The sequence below is a fragment of the Herbaspirillum sp. GCM10030257 genome, assembly GCF_042666555.1.
Lineage (GTDB): Bacteria > Pseudomonadota > Gammaproteobacteria > Burkholderiales > Burkholderiaceae_D > Noviherbaspirillum.
Map to the genome: position 1 here is coordinate 41,946 of NZ_JBHTDH010000014.1, position 15,636 is coordinate 57,581.

The following is a 15,636-nucleotide window of genomic DNA, read 5'->3' on the forward strand; positions in this document are numbered from 1 at the left end:
CGATTTCATCGGTAGGTCCACAGACTGTGCAACAAAAATGTCATCGGCGGCACCACCATCACCACCCCCGCAATGCCGATCCAGTACGACCAGCCATAGGCGTCGGCTATGCCGGATACGCCCATCGCCAGTACACAGCCGATGACGGAAACGACGCAGAAGCGCAGGAAGCTGCGTGACTGAAAGCTGCTGGAAAAGCTCCAGCGCGTGTTGATCACATACGACACAACAGTTGCCGTGACAAAGGCAAACCCATTGGCAAACATCGGATTCGGCCATAGAAAACGAATCACCGAGGCGGCGACCAGCACATGCAGGCCGGTGACGAGCACACCGGACACAAGGAAGCGCTGAGCCTGTTGCCAGCGGAGTGTTTGCAGGGTCCGGCGCATCTTATGCGGGACTCAGGATCGCCACCAGCGATACGCCGAATGGCAGGTTGATGCTGCGTAGCAGATGGCGCTCGGAACCAAAGACCAGGCGGAATACCTTGTTGACAGGCGCTGGCGGTACCGCCGTGCCGCCCGGGCTACCTCCCAGCAGCCGCTCCTTCAGCCGCAGTGCGGCAGCGAGCGGAAACAGCAAGGTGTTGAAATAGGAGATGCGTTCGATGCGGAAGCCTGCTTCCAATGCCTTGGCCTTGAGTTCGGACGCGGTGTATCGGCGTTTGTGATGCAGGACTTCATCGTGCCGGCTCCATAGCCACTGGTACGCCGGCACCGTGACGACCGCATGGCCGCCCGGTGCAAGCAGGGAACGGATCGCGGCCAGGGTCTGCCGGTCCTGGTCGATATGTTCGAGCACGTCGAACAGACAGACCAGGTCGAATTGTTGTCCGCTGAATGGAATATCTGCCGGGCAGCTACCGGCGCGGATGTCGGCACGGCTACCGTTCCTGGATTGAGCAATGCCGCGCGCGACATCGTCCATTTCCATGGCGCTGACCGTACCGAAACGCGACAGCATGTCGAGGTTGCCGCCGGTGCCGCAGCCCAGTTCCAGGATCGCCGGACGCGCGGACAGACGGAGTTGTTCCAGCAGCGAAGACAGGATGGTGCGGCGCGCGGCAAACCACCAGTGCTGCTCTTCCGTCGCGGCCATCTCCAGGTAGGCTTCAGGGCTCATCCACGGCTCCGTATTCGCGACGGATCAGGTAGGTCGGACGCTGCTTGGTTTCCAGATAAATGCGGCCGATGTATTCGCCCAGCAGACCGACGCTGATGAGCTGCAGGCTGCCGAAGAACAGGACGGCAACCAGCAGCGACGCATAACCGGGCACATCCACGCCGTGGATCAGCGTGCGCAGGATGATGGCGATCGCATAGGTCACCGTCAGCAAAGCGCCGAGCCCGCCGATGTAGGTCCAGACCCGCAGCGGCGCGGTGCTGAAGCTGGTGATGCCTTCCAGCGCAAAATTCCAGAGCTTCCAGCCGGAGAATTTTGTTTCGCCGGCGGCGCGCGGTTTGCGCACGTAGTCGACCACCACGGTCTTGTACCCGATCCATGCAAACAGGCCTTTCATGAAGCGTTGCCGCTCCGGCAGGCTCTTGAGCGCATCGACCGCAACCCGGTCCATCAGGCGGAAGTCGCCGACGTTCTGCGGAATCTTCACGCTCGACAGGCGGTTGTGGAAGCTGTAGAACAACTCCGCCGATTTTCGCTTGAGGAAGGAATCGGTGCCGCGATCGGCGCGTCGCGCCAGCACCACTTCGGCACCCTTGCGCCATTCTTCGATCAGCACGGGAATCAGCTCGGGCGGGTCCTGCAGGTCCGAGTCGATAGGGATGACAGCGTCGCCGCGCGCGAAATCGATGCCGGCAGTCAGCGCTGCCTCCTTGCCGAAATTGCGGGTCAGCTCCAGTACGCGGAAGCGCGGGTCGGACTTCGACAAGGCGATCAGTTGCTGCAGCGTCGAATCCTTGCTGCCATCGTCCACGCAAACGATTTCAAATGCGGCATCGGCGATACCGTCCACCACCGCCAGGATCGCATTGCGAAAATAATCAATGCCTTCGGCTTCGTTGTAAAACGGCGCGACGATGGAAATCAGCGTCGTGTTGGTATGCCGGGTGTCGCTTGTCGTCATGGTGGAATGTAACTGGTCGCCTGGTTAATTGATTACTGAGCATTCATTATATGAATGACGAAAGAGCGTATTGATACATTCGACCCCCTACCCTACGCCGGGCGCCCCTACCCCTCCCCCTGCCCGGGGGAGTGAACACGGCTCCTTCCCCCGGGCAGGGGGAAGGCTGGGATGGGGGTCGAATGTGCCAAGCATTTACCGAACTCTATATAGACTTAAGGTCGGGTTTGGCGGCACATATTACCCGATTATGCAAGGCGATTTGCGGTCGAACAGCCCTGCATCATGCCGGAAACAGCACCGAACTTTTGCAAAATGTAAGCGCCCTTGTGTGCGAAAACGCTAAGCCGGGACAGGGCGCCGGACCATACGCAGCTTCCTGCGCAGCTGCAGTACCGGCTGCTCCACCAGCCTCTGCGTCAGCGCCGCCGCCAGCAGGCTGATCAGCAGGTACACGAACAGCGCTCCGGCTTCGGTCGGCTGCCCGATTCCCAGCCACTGGATCAGGAAATGGTTCAGAAACACGCCGTAGGACAGGTCGCCGAGCCGGTCGTCGAGCCAGTGCTGCGGCAGGCGTCCCAACAGGTACAGCGCCGGCAGGCCAATCGCGACGCCAAGCAGGGTTTCCCGGTTATAGGTCACCGGTAGTTGTCCGGCAACCGCCAGCAGCCACCATCCAAGCGCGGTGGCGGCGATGCCGCCGAGGACCAGCCATGCCGCACGCTTTTGCCCTCTGACGTCGTACAGCGCGGAGCCCAGCAGGAAGAACACGAGCACGCCCGGCAACAGCCGGTACCCGAAGGTATCGGTATTGAGCTCGCCCCACGCCGCCATGCCGAAGACGACGAGGCCTATGGCGAATGACGCCATCCTCAGGCGCCACAGCAGTAAAAATGGAATCAGCAGATAGAACTGAATTTCCGCGCCAAGCGACCAGGCCGGCGGCACCAATGTGAAGCGATCGCTGCCATTGAACATGAAGTAGTTCAGCGGTACCACGATCAGGTTGTTGACCAGATCGCCCCACTCCGGCGCATGCTGCAGGAAAGCGGTATGGCGCCCGGTAATGACAAACCAGGCAAGTGTCAGCGCGGCGATGGCCAGGTATTGCGGAAACAGCCGCAACGCGCGGTCGAGATAGAACGCCGGAACCCGTGCCACGCTCGCATAATGTGTCCGCAGCAAGCCGGTCATCACGTACCCGGAAATCAGGTAAAAACAGACAACAGCGACCACGCCCGGGTTGAGCCCGGACACGGTCACGCCGACATGGCTCAGGGCCACCAGGACGGCCAGCAACAGACGAAAGGTGCCAAGCATCGCGGCGATTCGGCCTTAGCCGCGCTCAGGCCGGCACAACGGCCGCTGGATCGCCCTGCACTTCGTGGGTTTTCCAGGCGAGGATGGCGAAATCCTGCGGGCCATAGAACAAATGGTTAAGACGTCGCGCAAGGTCGGTGTCTTCATGGATGCGCTGGTCTTCGGCAAATGGATGCATGCGCAGGATGTCGGCATGGGCAAAGCCTCGCTGTCGTGCCAGGAACTCGATCACGGTCGGCACCAGCGGGTGCTGGTGTGTCGGGTCGTAATAGAAATTGCAGGAGCCGACAATGACGTTTTCCGGGTTGGGAGTCTCGAAGATGATCAGGCCATCCGGACGCAAGGCATGCAAGGCGGCGTCGAACAGGGCGACCATGGTTTCAAACGGCAGGTGCTCGATGATATGGAAACCGGTTACGGCGGCAAGGCTGCCTTCCGGCTGCCGGCGCAGCCATTCGACGGCATCGCCGTATTCTGCCTGCAGGCCGACGCTGCGGCAGACGTCCACCATTGCGCTGTTGAGGTCGACGCCGATGGCGGCGATGTCATGTTGCTTCAGCAGTTCCAGCCACTCACCGCGCCCGCAGCCGATATCGACCACGCGGGCGTCCGGCTGGCCTGCAAATTTGCTTACATAAGGCAGATACGCCTGCAGCCGGCCCTGGATATCGTCGCGCGTGCCGCGGAATTTGTCTTCAAAGGCGACATAGAAGCTTTCCATGTCGAAACTGGATGCCGTAGCCGGCGCAGTGGCTGCAGTGGAGCTTGCCGCATTTGCCTGGTCGACCGCCTGAGGTGGGGCCGGTTGTGCGACGAACTGGTGTTCAACCCTGCGCAATTCACGTATCAAGGATGCAATACGGTTGTCCAGTTCAGCCGCCCTTGAGGTGATCGCAGGCAATACGGTGGGCAAAATGGTGGCCGGAATTGCCGCGACTGCTTCTTCCAGCCGCGTCAGGCGTGTACCGATATCAAGCACTTCCAGTTGCTGCATACGCTGGTCGAGCAATTGCTGCTGCTGTAATGCCAATTGCTGCTCCAGTGCCGCAAAGCGGTTTTCGATGCCGAGGTTGTCGTAGCGGTCGATACGCTCGGTGAAATGGAGCAGATGTGCCTGCTGCAACTGGCGAAGCTCGGCGAACTCCTCCTTGGTCTTGGCCTGGAGTTGATTGATGCGGACAATGGACGACGCCCAGCTGATGACCGGGCCGATGAGCGGCAGGTAACGCAAGCGCTGGCGGAATGTCAGGGGCTGACTGGTTGACTGGTCTGGTTGCTGTGGAGACTGCATAACTTTGAAAACAATGGCGATGCGCCTGCAGCCTTGTTTTAAGGACAACACGCATGCATCAAGGCCTGCAAGTATAAAGGAAGTCCTTTGCCATGCTGTTAAATTGGAGCAAGGAAATGGTGTTGTGCGAATAGCATGGATAGCACAGGTAGCTCCTTCCCCTTGGCAGGGGGAAGGCCGGGACGGGGATTGAGTACATCAGGTATTTACCGTACTCTTAATAACCCATCCCAATGATCCACAAGCAGAACCGCTTACGCAGGCAGATCAAAAACTATCACCTCCGCCCCGTTGCCCTGCGTCAGTTCGATCCGCGTTTCATCTACCGCTTTCACCGCGTCGCCAGCCGACAGCGCGATGCCGTTGACGCTGACGCTCCCCCGCGCAACGTGCACATAGATGCGGCGACCGCTGGCGACTTCCAGGGTGGCGCGTTCTTCGCCGTCGAACAATCCGGCAAACACCTTCGCGTCCTGATGAATGGTGACCGAACCTTCGCCTCCATCCGGGCTGGCGATCAGGCAGAGGCGCCCGCGCTTGGCGGATTCCTCAAAACGCTTTTCTTCATAGCCCGGTGCAATGCCGAACTGGTTGGGTTCGATCCAGATCTGCAGGAAGTGGGTGCGCTTGTCCTTGGCATGGTTGAACTCGGAGTGCATGATGCCGCGCCCCGCGCTCATGCGTTGCACATCGCCCGGCCGGATCACGCTGCCATTGCCCATGTTGTCCTTATGGGCAAGTTCGCCGTCCAGCACATAGCTGATAATTTCCATATCGCGGTGGCCATGGGCACCGAAGCCTTCGCCGCCATCCACACGGTCTTCATTGATGACACGCAGCGGACCGAACCCCATATGTTTCGGGTCGTAGTAATCAGCAAAGGAAAAGCTGTGATACGAGTCCAGCCATCCATGGTTTGCGTGCCCTCTTTCTTCACTTCGACGCAGCTCAATCATGTTGCTATCCTTTCCTGAAGTGGGCGCCCGGAGTCGGTTCGCCATCAATCACTGATAAATGGGGGCGATGAAGATGTTTACAATACCGGACAAGACCTCGGACCAAGTCCTTGCCGCTTCTGCTGTCGCCTGCCGACTCCTTCTCCTTGGGAGGGGCGCCCGGCGAGAGGGAAGGTTGGGATGGGGGTTGAGTGTTCAAGTATTTACTGAGTTCTCCATACTCCGCACCATGACGTACAGATGAATCACACCGCCTATATCGGCCGCTTTGCGCCCTCTCCCACCGGTCCGCTGCACAAGGGTTCGCTGGTGGCGGCCCTGGCCAGTTTTCTTGATGCGCGTGCGCACCATGGCAAGTGGCTGGTCCGTATTGAAGACATTGACGAAGCGCGTACCGTGGGCGGCGCGGCCGACAGCATATTGCAATGCCTGCAGGCATTCGGCATGCGATGGGATGGCGACGTTGTCTGGCAAAGCCGGCGCAAGCCCTTGTATGAAAGCGCGTTCAAGCGACTTGGCGCGCAGGCCTATCCCTGTGGCTGCACGCGCAAGGAAATCGCCGACTCGCGCACCGGGGTCGCCGGCGATGGCGCGGCGATTTATCCGGGGATCTGTCGCGACGGACTGGCACCGGGCAAGGCAGCACGCGCATGGCGGCTACGCGTGCCGGATGAGGGATGCATCAGCTTTGAGGACCGTTGGGTGGGGCGGGTGTCCCAATGCGTGGCGACCGAAGTCGGCGACTTTGTATTGAAACGCGCGGATGGCTTCTGGGCTTATCAACTGGCCGTCGTGGTTGACGATGCGGACCAGGGCGTCACCGATGTGGTTCGGGGAGCCGACCTGCTCGATTCCACCCCGCGCCAGATCCTGCTGCAGCGCGTGCTCGGTTTTCCGACGCCGCGTTATCTGCATGTGCCGGTGGTGACCAATGCCGCGGGGGAAAAGCTGTCGAAACAAACCGGGGCGCTAGCACTGGATCTGGCCAGGCCGCTGGATGAATTGAAGGAAGCGGCGGGTTTTCTTGGCCTGGCGATCAGAGACGTGGTGTCTGCCGAGGTGTTCTGGGAGCGGGCAATGAACGCATGGGCAGAGCAGCATTGCATTGCTTGTTAGCTCATGGACAGGTGACAGGGCAGCAATCACAGAAACAGCGCCCCTGAAGCGCGCAATTGCCGCACGTGGCAAAACGGCTGGCAACAGCCAGCCGTTGATGTAACGTCAATGTAATGCGTAGGAGGTAAAGCGCGGCAGGTCGGATGGGTCCGCGAAATCAGCGCTTGGACAGACCGCCAAGCAATGCCGCGACCTTGGCTTTCGGCGGTTTGGTGTTTGCTTCGCCGCCATTGCCGCCATCCTGCCCGGTCGTGGGTGCGGCTGGCTCATAGGGCTTCAGGAACCAGGGGTCAATCTTTTCCTTGCGGGGTGCATGGCTGCGGCCATATTGACTGCCGCCTCCACTACTGCCCTGGCTAGCACTGTTGCCACTACGAGGCGAAGTCGAGGAACGCGGAAGCTCTTCCGCATCGTCGAAGCGGGGGCGGCGATCGGACGAGCGCTGCGGAACAAAACCGCTCAGCTCCAGGCGAGAAATGTTGTGCTTGATAAGCTTTTCGATGTCGACCAGCAGGCGTGCATCCTTGTCGGTGAACAGGGAAATCGCATCGCCCGACGCACCGGCACGCCCGGTACGGCCGATACGATGCACGTAATCTTCGGCGTTATACGGCAGGTCGAAATTGATCACGCATGGCAGCTCCGCAATGTCCAGTCCGCGGGCGGCAACGTCGGTTGCCACCAGCACTTCGATGGTGCCCTGCTTGAAAGCTTCGAGCGCCTGCATACGTTCGGCCTGTGTCTTGTCGCCGTGAATCGCAGACGCCTTGACGCCTTCTTTTTCAAGGTGACGCGACAGGCGGGAAGCACCAATCTTGGTATTCGAAAACACGATGACCTGCTTGAGGCCACGCTCACGGATGATGTACGCAACGGCGTCCCGCTTGGCTTCTTCCTCGACCTTGTACAACACCTGGGTAACGTTGTCGGCGGTCGCATTGCTGCGCGCGACTTCAATCGTCACGGGATTTTTCAGGAAACTATTGGCGAGCTTCTTGATCTCGGGCGAGAAGGTTGCCGAAAACATCAGGCTCTGCCGCTGCTTGGGCAACAGGTTGATGATGCGCTGCAAGTCGGGCAAAAAGCCCATGTCCAGCATGCGGTCCGCTTCGTCCATGACCAGGATCTGGGTCTGCGACAGGTTCAATGTTTTTTGCTGCACGTGGTCGAGCAGGCGGCCTGGTGTGGCGATCACGATCTCGACACCGCTACGCAAGGCGGCGGTCTGCGGAGCCATGTCGACGCCGCCGAAAATCACGGTGGAGCGCAGCGGGGTGTGCCGGGAATAGGCTTTCACATTATCGGCGACTTGGTCGGCCAGTTCGCGCGTCGGCGTCAGGATCAGGGCCCGTACCGGGTGACGCGCCGGCGATGCGCTGGTGCTGGCGTGCGCGAGCAGCAACTGGATGATCGGCAATGAAAAGCCTGCGGTCTTGCCGGTGCCGGTCTGGGCGGCGCCCATGACATCACGTCCCTGCAGAACCACCGGAATGGCTTCTGCCTGGATCGGCGTCGGATGGATATAACCTTGGTCGGCAAGCGCACGCAAAATGTCGGGCGAGAGTCCGAAGTCTTCAAAGCGGACCGCAGGCGAGGCAGGCTGCGAGGGTGCTAACTGGGTGTCTGGCATAGTCGGTATGAATGGGCTGGAATGCAGCCGCTGGTTAAGCGTTGCCGGCCATGGCGGCCTGGCTTTGCCTGAATGAACAACCTTCCATTATACGCCTCGATGCTGTACGCCGTTGATTTGTCAGCACAATGACGAGGGAAGAAGGATGCGCGACAGCGCACGGTGCTCTGACCGCATGATGCCGGAAAGATTGCACCGACTGGTTATCGGGACAGAATTTTTACAAATATTTCGCTGTCTTTCATTTCTATTTAGTCTCCAAATAGATTTTCTCTTGAAATAAATCCACTTATGGACTAGGCTTTACTCATCTTCAGCCGGAGTCGTCCGATGGGTGCATATCCGCAATATCCGCACACCCCTGCCGTCAAGGTAAGCCCTGAAGCCATGTCAGCCGCTGCCATCCGTGCGTTCGGCAACATCGCGCAGGCGTGGCAACTTGATACCGAAGCCCAGCTTACGTTGCTTGGCGATCCGCCGCGATCAACTTATTACAAGTGGAAGAAGGACCCGCAGTCCGCACACCTTGGCCGTGACACGCTGGAACGTATTTCCTACATCCTTGGCATTTACAAAGCCCTGCAAATTCTTCTTCCCGAACCCGCTGCGGCTGACTCCTGGATTCGCAAACCCAATACCGCCCCTCTCTTCGCCGGCAAAAGCGCACTCGATCGCATGCTTTCCGGCAATGTCTCCGATCTGTACGTGGTGCGCCAGTATCTCGATGCCATGCGTGGCGGCTGAAAGTGGCGGGCTCAACATGAGGTATCCATTAACCATCATCGAATGGCATCCAGCCTTTCGCATCATTCCGACACGTTTTCCTACGATCAACCTGTTCGACCGAGTTGCCTCTCCGGAAGACTTCGACGCGCTCTATGCGCTGGAGGCGATGACCAATGACCGGCTGCGCGACGAACTCGGTGAAATCGAACTGGTCCCGAAAAGCGAGCGTCTCTATGGCCCTGGCTGCGGACCCATCATGGCGGCGTTCACGCACCTGAATCCGGCGGGCAGCCGCTTCAGCGATGGCAGCTACGGAGTGTTCTATGCAGCGCGGGAAAAGGAAACAGCGGTAGCCGAAACGATGTACCACCAGGGACGCTTTCTGGCCGCGACCTCTGAAGCGCCGATCCAGTTGCAGATGCGGGTCTACCATGTGGAAATCGCCGGCAGTCTGTACGACCTGCGCGGCATCCCGGCCGGTGATGCGATCGGCGCCCCGGATTCGTATGCGGCGTCACAGAGCGTGGGCAAGCAGGTGCGCGCGGAAGGCGGCAACGGTATCGTCTATCGCAGCGTGCGCCACGAGCCGGGAGAATGCGTGGCGGCGTTCCGCACCACGGTACTGTCGAACTGCCGGCATGGCAGCCAGATGCTGTACCAGTGGGATGGTAGCGGCTTTTCCGGGGTGTTCGAGCAGATCCTGTAGTACCTCGAAGTGCGCTTGGTAGGGCTATCTGTACAAATTGTGCGGATGAGAAGGACAGTTACTCAATCCGCAGCCTGCGGCACCAGCTTTTTCTGCTTCAGAATTTCGGCAAGCGCATGCATTGCGCGCCGGTTGCCCTCTTCATTGAAATGCCAGTCATTCGGTCCCGAGCTAAGCGCCTTGTCGGCACTGACATCAAAAGTAATCAGCTGGTCCTTCAAGGGCGTTGCCTTCAGATGCCGCAGCCAATCCGAACCGTCGTACTCGAACAGCCGGCCGTCGGCCGTCCTTACGCAACGGATTTCACGGAAAGCGGCATCGAGATCATGCCGGTACGGATGGAACATCAAATACGGCGCATGGTGCGCCCTCGCTACATTTCCGAGTTCTTCCAGCAGGCGATGAGTGACGTCGACCGCATAGCGATCCCGCGCCGACTGATTCTTCAGGAAGGGTGAAAAATGACTGCGCCGATCGGCCAGGTCTTCGTCGGTCACCAGCGTGTAATTGCGGTTGCCGCTCATGTAGGCACCGATCAGGATTTTCTGGTCGATCTCGTTACCTGGGCAGACGCCTGCCGCAGCCTGCGGTGACTGTGACGAGGGCAGACGAGCCAGCCAGCGATCGAGGCGGTACTGTTCGATGGTGTAGCTGTTTCCCTTGCTGATGCGTCCTTTCGCCAGCCCCACCAGGTTGGCAAGCCGCAGGTCGACCGAAGCAGGCATGATCGTTTGCAGTTGCCCGTCATTGGTCAGAGTATAGGTTGGCTTCAGCCGTCCGGCTTCCCTCGTAACGCTGCGATCGACAAAGGTATTTTCCCAGTAGTCGTTGACCGGCGTCAGCCAGTTCAGCACCAGGTCTGCGCGATAATGACGAAAATATTCATTGAGCCATACCAGTTGCTGGTCGTGGCCCCAGCCGGCGCTTGCTACCGAGAATACCTTGACCTTGCGGATGCCTGCGCGCTCCAGTTCCTGCCGCAACACGACTTCCGGCTGCTTGTCCGCGGTTTGTGTACCGGCTTCCACCTGCGAGTCGCCGAGCAGCACAATCACGAAATCGTCGGTATCGTATTCGATCCTGTTGCCACGCAAACCAAGCTGGTTGGTCTGGTTGTCGCTGGCATTGAACGGAGCCCGATAAGGGCTCTCATCCCAGCGCCATCCGATGGGTGGCGCCGGTGGGTAATTCGCCGCTCGCAGCGCTCCCTCTACGGCCAACAGGACCAGTATCAGGGTAACTGCGAAGGTAACCGCGGACAGCAGGAGGTTCTTGCGCGACATGGTCATCAATCCAGTTCAAATGCATTTTCATAACTCGCCTGCAGCGACGTATCCTGCCGCTCCTTGCGCAGATAGCAGTTACCGATGGCGAGCGCCTCGATCCCCGTTCCCATGAAGCAGCGGAATGCATCTTCCGGTGTATTGACGATGGGTTCACCGCGCACGTTGAAGCTGGTGTTGACCAGTACCGGGCATCCGGTCCGCCGCTTGAATTCGCTCAGCAGCGCGTGATAACGGGAATTGGTTTCCGCATACACGGTCTGGATGCGCGCCGAGTAATCGACATGGGTCACCGCGGGAATATCCGAGCGCGGCACCTTGAGCTTGTCGATGCCGAACAGCGACGCGGCGTTTTCCGGCAATGGCTTGCGGCGTTTTCCGCTGACTTCAGACACCATCAGCATATAGGGGCTGTCGCCATCGAAGTCGAACCACTCCTGCACGTCTTCACGCAATACCGAGGGTGCAAACGGACGGAAGGATTCCCGGAACTTGACCTTGAGGTTGAGGGTCGACTGCATCGATGGCGCACGCGGATCACCAAGAATGGAACGGCCGCCAAGCGCGCGCGGTCCGAATTCCATGCGCCCCTGAAACCAGCCAACCGCCCTGCCCTGCGCCAGTTCATCGGCACAGGTGGCGATCAGTTCGGTATCGCCGAGCACATCGAAGCGTGCGCCGGCTGCCGCAAGACGTCGTTCGATCTCCGCCTGTGTATAGGCTGGGCCAAGATACGATCCCTGCATGCGGTCCATCGTAGTGCATGACACGCGCTCCTGCTTGAGGAAGCCGTGATATCCCATCAGCGCCGCGCCAAGCGCACCGCCGGCGTCACCTGCTGCCGGCTGAATCCAGATGTTGTCGAAGCAGCCATCGCGTTGCAGCTTGCCATTGGCAACGCAGTTGAGGGCGACACCGCCGGCCAGGCAGAGATTACGCAGGCCGGTTTCTTTTGCTATCGAGCGCGCCAGCCTGATCACCACTTCCTCGGTGACCGCCTGCACCGATGCCGCCATGTCCATATGACGCTGCGTCAGCGCATCCTCGGCTTTGCGGACCGGCAGATCGAACAGCGCCGCGAACCGCGCATTGGTCATCGTCAGGCCAACGGCGTAATTGAAATACTTCATGTCGAGCCGGAATGAGCCGTCCGGCTTGATGTCGATCAGGTGTTCGCGGATCTGTGCGGCGTACCGGGGTTCGCCATAGGGCGCCAGTCCCATCACCTTGTACTCGCCGGAATTGACCTTGAACCCGAGATGATAGGTAAAGGCCGAGTACAGCAGACCCAGCGAATGCGGGAAATGCATTTCCTTGACGATGCGCAGATCTGTGCCGTCGCCGATGGCCAGCGAACTGGTCGCCCATTCACCGACACCGTCCAGCGTCAGCACCGCGGCCTTGTCGAAAGGCGATGGATAGAACGCGCTTGCCGCGTGGCTGAGGTGATGTTCGCTGAACAGCAGTTTCGATGCCCATTCCGCCGGCGCAGGCACCACCGCACTGAGTTCCTGTTCCAGCAAGCGCCGCAGGAAAAGCTTTTCGCGCAGCCATACCGGCAAGGCAAGACGGAAGGAGGAAAAGCCGCGTGGCGCGAAAAACAGGTAGGTTTCCAGCAGTCGCTCGAACTTCAGGAAAGGCTTGTCATAGAACACCACGCGATCGATCTGCGCCGCTGTAATGCCCGCCTCTTCCATGCAGAAACGCAAGGCGTTTGCAGGAAAGGCCGCATCATGCTTTTTGCGTGTGAAGCGCTCTTCCTGCGCGGCGGCGACAATCTGGCCGTCGCACACCAAGGCTGCCGCACTGTCGTGATAAAACGCAGAGATACCAAGAACAATCATTGCAGCTTAGAACAGTGTGTAAATGAACGGCGCAATAGCCGAGCCTTGCGTTACTACGACCAGCATGCCCAGCAAGGCAATGACCAGCAAAATGGGGGCAAGCCAGAATTTCTTGCGCATGCGCATGAAGGAAAACAACTCTTTAATAAATGACATCGTGCCGTCTCGTCAGTAAACGTCGGTAAACAAAAATCCTGCCGTAGGGCAGGAAGGTAAGTGGGCGCTTGCGGTTTTGTTTTCTGGCTTTGCGTTAAAACTGGTCCTTCAGGCTTTCCGGGTCTGGTCCGGGCGGATCGCGCTTTATCCAGTAGGTTTCACTCTCTTTACAGAAGCCGACAGGAATTGCACCTTTACCCAGACGCCGCATCAGCCATCCGTACGGTGTAATGGCAAGAAAAAACAACACACCAAGTGCGATAGGACTCATGACCGACGACATCACCAGCCCGAAACGGGTCCACGCTTGATTGAGCGGCGCGAGTAGCCGTGGCAGTACGAGTGCAAAGGCCAGGAATGCGGCCGATACAATAAATGCCCATCGCCGCGCGGCGCCACCGGACAGCAAGGGCAAACCGGAAACCAACAGGAAGAAACCGCTCATTACGCAACCGAACATGCGGTCGGATGAACCAGGCGTTGCAAGAGTAGAAGACATAGCTGCCGAAAAGATCCTCGCACGGCAAGAGTGCGAAATATGCGGCATCTTATCAAGGATTGACAGTTTGTGACGGCGCGCCTGCCATAACAGCAACATGCAAGCAACAAGGAAGCAACAAACTGGCGCCCGCCTGAAACAGGTCCGCCATTCCCCTTCGGACAAAAGGCAACGGCGGACTTGCGAACCCGGCAGCTTAACAGCGGGTCTGCGCAACAACGCACAACATCTTACGTGCCTTGCGCGGGCGGCTGGATATTCTGGTTTTGCCGGAACAGGTTGCGCGGATCATAGCGGCCCTTGACCTGCACCAGCCGATCATAGTTGACGCCGTACGCCGCCTTTATCCGCGATGATTCATCTTCCGTCAGGAAGTTAACGTACACACCCCCGGTCGCATACTTCGTGGTGACGTCGAAGAATTCCCGCGCCCATGCAACACAGGGCGTGTCTTCATTGACATCGTCCCAGCGCGTATGCACGTTCATCACAAAGATCGCATCGCGATGCGCATACGCCGTTGCGTCGGCGGGCACACGATTGGCCTGCCCGCCGAGTACGCCGATAAAGATTTCGCATTGCGGGCCGGGAAGTTTCCCGACATAGTCGATCACCGTCTGCAGCGCTTCGTTATCCAGCGTCGCGAAGTTGTGCGATTTCCAGTAATTGCGTGAGCCAGGTGTGAGCAGCGGATCGAAGGTTTGCTGCCATTGTTCGTAAGGCATTGGCCCCACATGTTCGCCACAGGGTGTGCCGAAGGTGTACAAGGCCTCGATCGCACGCTTGCCGTCGGCCACCGCGCCCGAGTAGCAAATGGCGAGCGCCACGATTTCCTTGCCATGCATGTCGGCCGGCAGGAAAGGTAGCGGCGGCGCCTTGCGCAGCACCGCCCACACGGCCAATTCGTCGGGCATGGTGAGTGCAAAGTCGCGGAAGCGTTGCAGAACCGTCTCGGCCTGCTCGAAGGGAAACACGATCAGGCCGCCGAAGATTTCGGGACCGACCGCATGCAATTTGAATTCGAACATCGTCACGACGCCAAAGTTGCCACCACCACCGCGGATTGCCCAGAAAACATCCGGATGCGATTGTTCATCGACATGCAGCCGCTTGCCGTCGGCGGTCACGATATCGGCCGCAAGCAGATTGTCGACGGCAAGGCCCAGCCTGCGCGTCAGCCAGCCAAAGCCACCGCCCAGTGTCAGGCCCGCCACACCGGTGGTGGAATTGATGCCTAAAGGCGTGACCAGACCGAAAGCCTGTGCTTCATGATCAAACTCGCTGAGCAGCACGCCCGGTTCCACAAAGGCGCGGCGTGCATCGGGATCAATCCGTACGGACTTCATTCGCGACAGATCGATAACCAGGCCATCGTTGCAGATCGCGCTGCCCGCAATGTTATGACCGCCGCCGCGCACGGCCAACGCCAAATCATGGTCCCGCGCAAAGGCAACCGAACGCATTACATCGGCCACACCCAGGCAGCGCACGATCATCGCAGGCTTGCGATCGATCATGGCGTTCCATACCTTGCGCGCCTCGTCGAATCCCGGATCACCTGGCTCGAGCAGTTCGCCGCGGAGCCGGGTCTTGAAATCGTCAATGACGTCATGCTTCATTGTGGTCATCGTATACCTCCATGCATGTTGATTGACAGTCAGGTTAGCAACGGTGGCGGCATGCTCGGTGGCATTAGCGAGATAGTCTCGCGTCAGATCCGAAACGCAGCGTCTGGCGCACGAACGGATTGCATGTCCGGTGCAGAATATGGATCGATATGGATAAGCATGACGTAGTCGCTGCCTTTGCAGCGTCGCCGATTCAGCGGGCATGCAAATGCCTAAGCTATATGCCTGAACGGACAGCGCCTCGCTTTCATCATAGGCACCTGATGCCCAATTCGATTAGGCCCGACTCGCCACTCTCCTGATACAGGTCAAGGTAGGCATGCATTGTGAAGGAACCACTCGTTCCGCACTTACCGCAATGCCTGATCACATCGCGGCAGGGGGCAGGCGCATCG

15 protein-coding genes are annotated in these 15,636 nt (G+C 59.1%); 3 read left to right on the forward strand and 12 right to left on the reverse strand.

What is annotated here, in order from left to right; all coding sequences use genetic code 11:
- Positions 1 to 5: 5 nt before the first annotated feature.
- The 6 genes from ACFQUU_RS19525 to ACFQUU_RS19550 all read right to left on the reverse strand — a co-directional run bounded on the left by ACFQUU_RS19525 (position 6) and on the right by ACFQUU_RS19550 (position 5,653).
- Positions 6 to 392 (reverse strand): GtrA family protein, encoded by a 387-nt coding sequence (locus ACFQUU_RS19525; RefSeq protein WP_382249791.1) that lies wholly within the window; start codon positions 390 to 392, stop codon positions 6 to 8.
- 1 nt (position 393) lies between these two features.
- Positions 394 to 1,125, reverse strand: a complete 732-nt coding sequence (locus tag ACFQUU_RS19530) for a class I SAM-dependent methyltransferase (protein ID WP_382249792.1) — start codon at positions 1,123 to 1,125, stop codon at positions 394 to 396.
- Positions 1,115 to 2,086 (reverse strand): glycosyltransferase family 2 protein, encoded by a 972-nt coding sequence (locus ACFQUU_RS19535; protein WP_382249793.1) that lies wholly within the window; start codon positions 2,084 to 2,086, stop codon positions 1,115 to 1,117. The genes ACFQUU_RS19530 and ACFQUU_RS19535 overlap by 11 nt, the downstream gene beginning before the upstream one ends.
- Positions 2,087 to 2,428: 342 nt before the next feature.
- Positions 2,429 to 3,406, reverse strand: coding sequence for an acyltransferase family protein (locus ACFQUU_RS19540; RefSeq protein ID WP_382249794.1), 978 nt, complete (start codon positions 3,404 to 3,406; stop codon positions 2,429 to 2,431).
- 25 nt (positions 3,407 to 3,431) lie between these two features.
- Complete coding sequence (locus ACFQUU_RS19545) at positions 3,432 to 4,697, reverse strand: class I SAM-dependent methyltransferase (protein ID WP_382249795.1); 1,266 nt, start codon at positions 4,695 to 4,697, stop codon at positions 3,432 to 3,434.
- A gap of 254 nt (positions 4,698 to 4,951) precedes the next feature.
- Positions 4,952 to 5,653, reverse strand: coding sequence for a pirin family protein (locus ACFQUU_RS19550; protein WP_382249796.1), 702 nt, complete (start codon positions 5,651 to 5,653; stop codon positions 4,952 to 4,954).
- Between the two features lie 240 nt (positions 5,654 to 5,893).
- On the opposite strand from ACFQUU_RS19550, the gene gluQRS reads away from it, so the two are divergent.
- Complete coding sequence (gene gluQRS, locus ACFQUU_RS19555; RefSeq protein WP_382249797.1) at positions 5,894 to 6,769, forward strand: tRNA glutamyl-Q(34) synthetase GluQRS; 876 nt, start codon at positions 5,894 to 5,896, stop codon at positions 6,767 to 6,769.
- Positions 6,770 to 6,926: 157 nt separating this feature from the next.
- Here gluQRS and ACFQUU_RS19560 read toward each other — a convergent pair whose 3' ends face one another.
- A complete protein-coding gene (locus ACFQUU_RS19560) occupies positions 6,927 to 8,399 on the reverse strand; it encodes a DEAD/DEAH box helicase (RefSeq protein ID WP_382249798.1) in 1,473 nt (490 codons plus the stop codon).
- A gap of 330 nt (positions 8,400 to 8,729) precedes the next feature.
- On the opposite strand from ACFQUU_RS19560, the gene ACFQUU_RS19565 reads away from it, so the two are divergent.
- Both ACFQUU_RS19565 and ACFQUU_RS19570 read left to right on the forward strand, forming a co-directional pair.
- Positions 8,730 to 9,143: an antitoxin Xre/MbcA/ParS toxin-binding domain-containing protein gene (locus ACFQUU_RS19565; RefSeq protein WP_382249799.1), complete on the forward strand. Its 414-nt coding sequence runs from the start codon at positions 8,730 to 8,732 to the stop codon at positions 9,141 to 9,143.
- A gap of 16 nt (positions 9,144 to 9,159) precedes the next feature.
- Positions 9,160 to 9,831, forward strand: coding sequence for an RES family NAD+ phosphorylase (locus ACFQUU_RS19570; RefSeq protein ID WP_382249800.1), 672 nt, complete (start codon positions 9,160 to 9,162; stop codon positions 9,829 to 9,831).
- 62 nt (positions 9,832 to 9,893) lie between these two features.
- On the opposite strand, the gene ACFQUU_RS19575 is transcribed toward ACFQUU_RS19570, so the two are convergent.
- From ACFQUU_RS19575 to ACFQUU_RS19595, 5 genes are all read right to left on the reverse strand, one after another.
- Positions 9,894 to 11,114: a hypothetical protein gene (locus tag ACFQUU_RS19575; RefSeq protein WP_382249801.1), complete on the reverse strand. Its 1,221-nt coding sequence runs from the start codon at positions 11,112 to 11,114 to the stop codon at positions 9,894 to 9,896.
- A 5-nt stretch (positions 11,115 to 11,119) separates the two neighbouring features.
- Positions 11,120 to 12,958 (reverse strand): carbamoyltransferase, encoded by a 1,839-nt coding sequence (locus ACFQUU_RS19580; protein WP_382249802.1) that lies wholly within the window; start codon positions 12,956 to 12,958, stop codon positions 11,120 to 11,122.
- A gap of 6 nt (positions 12,959 to 12,964) precedes the next feature.
- Positions 12,965 to 13,114, reverse strand: a complete 150-nt coding sequence (locus ACFQUU_RS19585; protein WP_382249803.1) for a DUF5989 family protein — start codon at positions 13,112 to 13,114, stop codon at positions 12,965 to 12,967.
- Positions 13,115 to 13,208: 94 nt separating this feature from the next.
- Positions 13,209 to 13,613: an SxtJ family membrane protein gene (locus tag ACFQUU_RS19590; RefSeq protein WP_382249804.1), complete on the reverse strand. Its 405-nt coding sequence runs from the start codon at positions 13,611 to 13,613 to the stop codon at positions 13,209 to 13,211.
- Between the two features lie 230 nt (positions 13,614 to 13,843).
- Positions 13,844 to 15,241, reverse strand: coding sequence for an FAD-binding oxidoreductase (locus ACFQUU_RS19595; protein WP_382249805.1), 1,398 nt, complete (start codon positions 15,239 to 15,241; stop codon positions 13,844 to 13,846).
- Positions 15,242 to 15,636: the final 395 nt, after the last annotated feature.

Bases quoted from the DNA above. Each gene is read 5' to 3' on its own strand.
- ACFQUU_RS19550 (WP_382249796.1), bottom strand. From the start codon at position 5,653: ATGATTGAGCTGCGTCGAAGTGAAGAAAGAGGGCACGCAAACCATGGA.
- ACFQUU_RS19575 (WP_382249801.1), bottom strand. From the start codon at position 11,114: ATGTCGCGCAAGAACCTCCTGCTGTCCGCGGTTACCTTCGCAGTTACC.
- gluQRS (WP_382249797.1), top strand. From the start codon at position 5,894: ATGAATCACACCGCCTATATCGGCCGCTTTGCGCCCTCTCCCACCGGT.
- ACFQUU_RS19570 (WP_382249800.1), top strand. From the start codon at position 9,160: ATGAGGTATCCATTAACCATCATCGAATGGCATCCAGCCTTTCGCATC.
- ACFQUU_RS19535 (WP_382249793.1), bottom strand. From the start codon at position 2,086: ATGACGACAAGCGACACCCGGCATACCAACACGACGCTGATTTCCATC.
- ACFQUU_RS19580 (WP_382249802.1), bottom strand. From the start codon at position 12,958: ATGATTGTTCTTGGTATCTCTGCGTTTTATCACGACAGTGCGGCAGCC.
- ACFQUU_RS19545 (WP_382249795.1), bottom strand. From the start codon at position 4,697: ATGCAGTCTCCACAGCAACCAGACCAGTCAACCAGTCAGCCCCTGACA.
- ACFQUU_RS19560 (WP_382249798.1), bottom strand. From the start codon at position 8,399: ATGCCAGACACCCAGTTAGCACCCTCGCAGCCTGCCTCGCCTGCGGTC.
- ACFQUU_RS19525 (WP_382249791.1), bottom strand. From the start codon at position 392: ATGCGCCGGACCCTGCAAACACTCCGCTGGCAACAGGCTCAGCGCTTC.
- ACFQUU_RS19585 (WP_382249803.1), bottom strand. From the start codon at position 13,114: ATGTCATTTATTAAAGAGTTGTTTTCCTTCATGCGCATGCGCAAGAAA.
- ACFQUU_RS19595 (WP_382249805.1), bottom strand. From the start codon at position 15,241: ATGACCACAATGAAGCATGACGTCATTGACGATTTCAAGACCCGGCTC.
- ACFQUU_RS19590 (WP_382249804.1), bottom strand. From the start codon at position 13,613: ATGTCTTCTACTCTTGCAACGCCTGGTTCATCCGACCGCATGTTCGGT.
- ACFQUU_RS19565 (WP_382249799.1), top strand. From the start codon at position 8,730: ATGGGTGCATATCCGCAATATCCGCACACCCCTGCCGTCAAGGTAAGC.
- ACFQUU_RS19530 (WP_382249792.1), bottom strand. From the start codon at position 1,125: ATGAGCCCTGAAGCCTACCTGGAGATGGCCGCGACGGAAGAGCAGCAC.
- ACFQUU_RS19540 (WP_382249794.1), bottom strand. From the start codon at position 3,406: ATGCTTGGCACCTTTCGTCTGTTGCTGGCCGTCCTGGTGGCCCTGAGC.